At 69.8% G+C, this 5,352-nt stretch carries 8 protein-coding genes and 1 pseudogene; 2 read left to right on the top strand and 7 right to left on the bottom strand.

Annotated elements, in window-relative coordinates:
• Nucleotides 1-5: 5 nt before the first annotated feature.
• The gene (locus P3W75_RS29735) at nucleotides 6-680 is read right to left on the bottom strand and encodes a M15 family metallopeptidase (RefSeq protein WP_276230914.1); all 675 of its coding nucleotides are present in this window, start codon (nucleotides 678-680) and stop codon (nucleotides 6-8) included.
• 191 nt (nucleotides 681-871) lie between these two features.
• Between P3W75_RS29735 and P3W75_RS32000 the strand changes: the two are divergent.
• Both P3W75_RS32000 and P3W75_RS31995 read left to right on the top strand, forming a co-directional pair.
• Nucleotides 872-1,636 (top strand): annotated as a pseudogene (locus tag P3W75_RS32000) (HAMP domain-containing protein); the annotation flags it as partial.
• Nucleotides 1,631-2,497, top strand: coding sequence for a methyl-accepting chemotaxis protein (locus P3W75_RS31995; RefSeq protein ID WP_430765425.1), 867 nt, complete (start codon nucleotides 1,631-1,633; stop codon nucleotides 2,495-2,497). The pseudogene P3W75_RS32000 and the gene P3W75_RS31995, both read left to right, overlap by 6 nt.
• A gap of 4 nt (nucleotides 2,498-2,501) precedes the next feature.
• Here the strand turns inward: P3W75_RS31995 and P3W75_RS29725 are convergent, their stop codons facing one another.
• The 6 genes from P3W75_RS29725 to P3W75_RS29700 all read right to left on the bottom strand — a co-directional run bounded on the left by P3W75_RS29725 (nucleotide 2,502) and on the right by P3W75_RS29700 (nucleotide 5,350).
• Nucleotides 2,502-2,708, bottom strand: coding sequence for a hypothetical protein (locus P3W75_RS29725; RefSeq protein ID WP_276230912.1), 207 nt, complete (start codon nucleotides 2,706-2,708; stop codon nucleotides 2,502-2,504).
• A gap of 74 nt (nucleotides 2,709-2,782) precedes the next feature.
• The gene (locus tag P3W75_RS29720) at nucleotides 2,783-3,268 is read right to left on the bottom strand and encodes a glycine cleavage system protein H (RefSeq protein WP_430765424.1); all 486 of its coding nucleotides are present in this window, start codon (nucleotides 3,266-3,268) and stop codon (nucleotides 2,783-2,785) included.
• On the bottom strand, nucleotides 3,244-3,618 hold the full coding sequence (locus tag P3W75_RS29715; protein ID WP_276230910.1) for a DsrE family protein: 375 nt from the start codon (nucleotides 3,616-3,618) through the stop codon (nucleotides 3,244-3,246). Before P3W75_RS29715 ends, P3W75_RS29720 begins: the two co-directional genes overlap by 25 nt.
• Nucleotides 3,605-4,090 (bottom strand): GNAT family N-acetyltransferase, encoded by a 486-nt coding sequence (locus P3W75_RS29710; RefSeq protein ID WP_276230909.1) that lies wholly within the window; start codon nucleotides 4,088-4,090, stop codon nucleotides 3,605-3,607. The genes P3W75_RS29715 and P3W75_RS29710 overlap by 14 nt, the downstream gene beginning before the upstream one ends.
• Nucleotides 4,087-4,650, bottom strand: coding sequence for a DUF4136 domain-containing protein (locus tag P3W75_RS29705; RefSeq protein ID WP_276230908.1), 564 nt, complete (start codon nucleotides 4,648-4,650; stop codon nucleotides 4,087-4,089). Before P3W75_RS29705 ends, P3W75_RS29710 begins: the two co-directional genes overlap by 4 nt.
• A 130-nt stretch (nucleotides 4,651-4,780) precedes the next feature.
• Nucleotides 4,781-5,350, bottom strand: coding sequence for a DUF4136 domain-containing protein (locus P3W75_RS29700; protein WP_276230907.1), 570 nt, complete (start codon nucleotides 5,348-5,350; stop codon nucleotides 4,781-4,783).
• Nucleotides 5,351-5,352: the final 2 nt, after the last annotated feature.

Genomic DNA, 5,352 nt, shown 5'->3' with positions numbered 1-5,352 from the left:
CGTGGTCATTTCACCGGGAAGTCGAAGTAGGTATCCGGGTAGGGCTCCTGCTTCAGGGTGTAGTGCCACCACTCGTTGGCGTAGGGCTCGAAGCCGTGGCGGAGCATGGCGCTGCGCAGGGTTTCGCGGTTGCGGGTCTGTTGCACGGTGATTTCGCTGGTGCCGTGGTGGGAGATGGGGCCGAAGAAGTCGAAGGGGCTGCCCATGTCGAGTTCCTTGCCGGTGCTGGCTTCCACCACGGTCAGGTCGACGGTACTGCCGCGGCAGTGGGCGGATTTCCTGGCGATGTAGCCGTCCTTGAACAGCGCGGATTTTTCCAGGTGCGGGTAGTAGCGCTCCTTGGTCGCGGTGTCGGCCAGGTCGGCGGCCCAGCGCTGGAAGTGGGCCACCGCGCGCTGCGGGCGGTAGCCGTCGAAGATTTTCAGCTGCAGGCCGCTCAGGCCCAGGTCGCGTTCCACTTCGGCGAGGGCCGTGGCGGCCTGGGCGGTGAGGATCACCCGGGGGCTTTCATAGCCGTCGATGCGGCTGCCGACGAAGTTGGCGCCGCTGTAGTAACGCACCTCGTAGCGGGCGTGTTTCAGCACCTGGTCGAGGTAGACGAAGCCGGGCTGCACCGGTTGGTCGGCGTGGGCGCCGAGGCTGGCCAGCAGCAGGAGCAGGGCGAGGGCGTGGCGGAGCATCCGGCCTCCGGGGGCGGGGTTTACCTACACCCTAGCAGCCCTTTTTCCTGGCGCCTCCGAGATTCAAAGAGACATTTCCTACTCATTCCTCAGGTCGAGTCGCCTCCCGTTCCGCCGATCACCTGGCCAAGCCGAGCCCCTCGCACCCGTCTGCGCTCGGCCCGGCATTCGAGCTACCGAGGAGAGAAGCGATGCTCAACCTGATCCGCGTACGTACCCGCCTGCTGTTGCTGGCGTTCCTGCCGCTGCTGGCGCTGGCCGGGGTGATGGCGCTGGCGGCGTACAACGCCGGCCGGCTCAACGATGACTTCGACGAGCTGTTCAACGACCGCATGCGCCCGGTGAACCGCCTCAACCTGATTTCCAATGCCTACGCGGTGAACATGGTCGATGCCCTCCACAAGTACCGCGCCGGCATGATCGAGGCGCCGGCGCTGCGTGAGGCGGTGGCCGAGGCGCGGCGCAGCATCGCCGAGTCCTGGGCGTTGGTCATCGCCAGCAAGATGAGCGCGGCCGAGGCCCAGTTGGTCGTAGACATCCGCCCGCGCATGGCCGAGGCCGACGCGCGGGTGGACGAGTGGCTGGGACGCCTGGATGGCCGCGTACGCGGGGAGGGCGCCGGCGATTTCAACCAGCGCCTGTATGCGGTGTTCGACCCGCTGGGAAGGGCGCTGGAGGAGCTGGCGCGCCTGCAGGTCAGCGAAGGCGAGGCGCTGAGCCTGGCCTCCAGCGCGCGTTACCGGGCGATGGAGGTCAGCTTCATGGTCATCGCGGCGCTGCTGCTGGCGTTGATGCTCGCCTTCAGCCTGGTGGTCAGCCGCTCGATCAATCGCCCGCTGGAGCAACTGAGCCGGGTCATCGGCACGGTGCAGCGCAACTCCGACCTGAGCCTGCGCGCCGAGGTCACCGGCCGTGACGAGCTGGCGCAGACCGCGCAGGCCTTCAACGCCATGCTCGAGCACCTGCAGCGGCTGGTCCGCCACCTGGGCGGCGCCTCGGTGCAACTGGCCAGCGCGGCGGAGGAGATGAGCGCCATCAGCGCCCAGGTCAGCGACGCCGCCAATGGCCAGGGCGAACAGACCGCCATGGTCGCCACCGCTGTGCACGAGATGAGCGCGGCGGTGCAGGAGGTGGCGCACAGCGCCCTGAACATGGCGCGGGTGGCCGAGGACGTGCGCCGCGAGGCGCACCAGGGCAACACGCTGGTGACGGCCAACCTGACGGCGATCGAGCATCTCTCGCAGACGGTGCAGGAGAGCGCCGAGGTGATCGACCGCCTGCACAGTCAGAGCGACGAGATCGGCAGTGTGCTCGGGGTGATCCAGAGCATCGCCGAGCAGACCAACCTGCTGGCGCTCAACGCCGCCATCGAGGCGGCGCGGGCCGGCGAGGCGGGGCGCGGTTTCGCGGTGGTGGCCGACGAGGTGCGCAGCCTGGCGAGCAATACCCAGCAGGCCACCGAGTCGATCCGCGCGATGATCGACGCGCTGCAGAACGGCGCGCGCCAGGCCGTGGGGATGATGCAGGCGTCCCGCGAGCGGGCCGGGGAGAGCGTGCGCCACTCGCGCGAGTCCGGCGAGGCGCTGCGGCACATCGCCAACGCCATCGACCGCATCGCCGACGGCAACGCGCAGATTTCCACCGCCACCGAGGAGCAGACCGCCGTGGCCCACGAGATCAGCCAGAACATCACCCAGCTCAACGACAGCATCCAGGGCGTGGCCGAGAACGCCGGGCAGAGCGCCGTGGCCAGCCAGCAGCTGGCGCGGCTGGCGACGGAGCAGCAGCAACAGCTGCAGGGTTTCCGGGTGGACTAGCGGCTTACTGGCCCAGCATCAGCCGCTGTTGCTGCGGCGAGAAGCTGCCCTGTTCCTGGAACTGCGCGCCCATCATGGGCTGGCGTTCCACGTCGTCGAGGCCGAAGGATTCCTTCACCGGCGACTCGATGGCGCCGAGGTTGTAGCTGCTTTGCCCGGCGCAGCCGGAGAGGGCGAGGAGGATCAGGGCGAGTGCGGGTAGCCTGGGCATGGCGTAACTCCTTCTGTGGGGGAGCTTCTGGGATCGCCCAGGCTAGGCCGGCGAAGCTTATGCCTTGCTTAAGCTCAGTCGCGGCGCAGGGCCTGGATGTCGTCGCCCTGCGGGTCGAAGGCGTCCAGGCGCATGCGTTCGGCGAAGGCGTCCAGCGCCACCTGGCCGCTGACGAAGCCCGGCCGCGCGGCGGCCCAGTCGTCGGGGCGCAGGCGCACCATCCAGCCGTCGCCGTAGCAGTCGCGGTTGATCAGGCCAGGGCGACGCACCACGTCCTCGTTGCTCACCAGCAGGGTGCCGGCCAGCGGGCAGCGCGCCGAGGAGGCGGCCTTGGCGAACTCCACCACGCCGAAGCTGCGGTCGCGTTCGATGTGCCAGCCGTCGCGCTTCGGCGTGAAGGCGAAGATCTGCCCGTACAGCGCGCAGCCGTAGGCGCTCAGCCCTAGGGTCACGACGCCGTCGCTTTCCTCGCGCAGCCACAGGTTGTAGTCCGGGGCGTACAGCAGCTGTTCGGGGAACTCCAGGCCGTGCAGCTTCACAGCGTCAGCACCCGGTCGAATTCGAGGATCATCCGTGCCAGCTCGCCGCCGCTGGCGATTTCGTCGACCTCGCCGATCAGCGCGCTTTCGTCGATCGGCACGCCGGGGGCGCGGCACATCAGCAGGCGCGCGCCGGCTTCCTTGGCTTGCTGGATGAAGTGGCTGACCGGCTCGCCGCCGGGCGCCGCGTAGAGGTTGTCGACCACGTCCTGGCGCGCCAGCTGCGTGCCTTCGCCGCTGAGGAACAGGGTCACCTCGGCGTCCATGCAGGCCAGCAGGGTCGCGGTGTAGAAGGGCGCGGCGCAGCGTGCCGGGGTGCTCGGGCCGCTGCTGACGATGATCAGCACGCGCTGGGGGTCAGGCTGGTTCAAGGGCTTTCTCCATCTGCACCAGGGCCACGCGGCGACCGTCGGGCGCCTGGCGCTCGACGATGCCCACCGGGCGATAACCCAGGCCAGTGTAGAGCAGCAGCCCGCCGGCGTTTTCGTTGAAGCAGGAGATCTTCATCAGCGGCGCAGCGTAGTCGCGCCGGGCCAGGTCTTCCATGACCCCGATCAGGTAGCGCGCCACCCCGCGCCCGCGCGCCCAGGGCGCGACCATCATGTTGCCCAGGGCGCAATATTCGCCGGGCAGGCTCTGGTAGAAGTTGGCGAAGCCGGCGGCGCGGCCGTCGAGCAGGGCCAGGGTGCTGGCGCGGCGTTCGGCCACGGCGGCGGCCAGCTGGGCGACGTCGAACGGCCAGCGCGCCTTCGGGTAGGCGTAGAAGAGTTCCTCGGCGTCGGTCACGAAGCCGGCGACTTCAGGGAGGTCGCCGGCTTCGACGGGGCGCTGCTGCAGGCTCATCCGCGCGGCGGGTACTGGGCGATGACCTTCTGCACCGTCTCGCGGATCGCCGCCTCGCGCTCGGCCGGGGTCGGCGGGGTGCTGCGCATGATCTGCTCGCCGCTGCCGCGCCACACCAGCTTGCCGTCCTTGCCGTCGAGCAGGTCGACCTGGATGGTCGCGACCTTGTAGGTGACGGTGCGCGACTCGGCCATCGCCGGGCCGCCCCAGTAGCCGCCCCAGTAACCGTTCCAGTAGCCGCCGGTGTAGGTGGTGACCTGGTCCTGGCGCTGGTCGACGATCAGGTAGGCGCGCACCCGCACGTCGGGCGCGGCGCCGCCCTGCACCGGGCGCAGGCCGCGCTGGTCGAGCTGGCTGGCGATGGCGTCGCGGATGCGTTGTTCGGTGAGGTCGCTCTTGATGCGCGGGTCGTCCGGGCGGTATTCGAAGGCCGGTTGCGCCCAGGCCCAGCTGCGGTAGGCGGCGAAGTCGCGGCTGGTGTCGTAGTCGCGGTTGACGTTGACGGTTTCACAGGCGGCCAGGCCCAGCAGCAGGCCCAGCAACAGCAGTCGGCGGATCATGATCGGCGTACTCCAGACAGAGTCTTCATCGAAGCGCAGAGTACCGCCAAAGGCAAGTGTGCGCCCCCCTCGAAACGGCCCTATTCCGCAGTTTTCTGGCAGGAAAGGCGGACACGGCGCCGTGCGCCGATCAGTGCGGCGGGTAACCCGCCAGGGCCTTGCGCACCGACTCGCGCATGGCCCTGGCCTGCTCGCTCTGGTTGCCGCTGGGCTGGTACTCGGCGGCGGCGCTGTAGACGGCCTGGTTGCTGCGCGCGTCGAACAGGTCCACGTGCACCACGTTGACCTGCACCACGTAGGTTCGCGTCACCGGGATGGAGGCGCCGTACCAGGGGTCGTTCCAGCCGCCATAGTAGCCGCCGCCGTAGTAGTCGGTGACCTGGCGGGTGCGTTGCTCGCTGCTGATCCGCGCGGTCACGCGCAGGTCCGGCGCGGCGCCGGGGCGCGCCGGGCGCAGGCCGACCTGGTCGAGGCCCTCGCTGACGGCGTCCTGCAGGGTGCTGCCGTAGGTGGTCGGGCCGCTGGTGGTGCCGGTCCAGTTCCACGAGCGGTAGCGCCCGTAGCCCAGCGGCGCGGCCGGGTAGGCGCCGGGGTCGAAGCCCGGCGCGCTGGCCTGGGCCGGCGCCGGCGGCGCGGGCAGCGACTGGTTGGTGTAGGGGTTCGGGCTCTGGCAGGCGGCCAGGGCGGCGAGCAGCGGCAGCA

Origin of the sequence: Pseudomonas citronellolis (genome assembly GCF_029335315.1) — a bacterium.
Taxonomy (GTDB): domain Bacteria; phylum Pseudomonadota; class Gammaproteobacteria; order Pseudomonadales; family Pseudomonadaceae; genus Pseudomonas; species Pseudomonas citronellolis_A.
The sequence above is the reverse complement of the archived record's forward strand: the minus strand, read 5'-3'. Positions and strand labels throughout refer to the sequence as shown.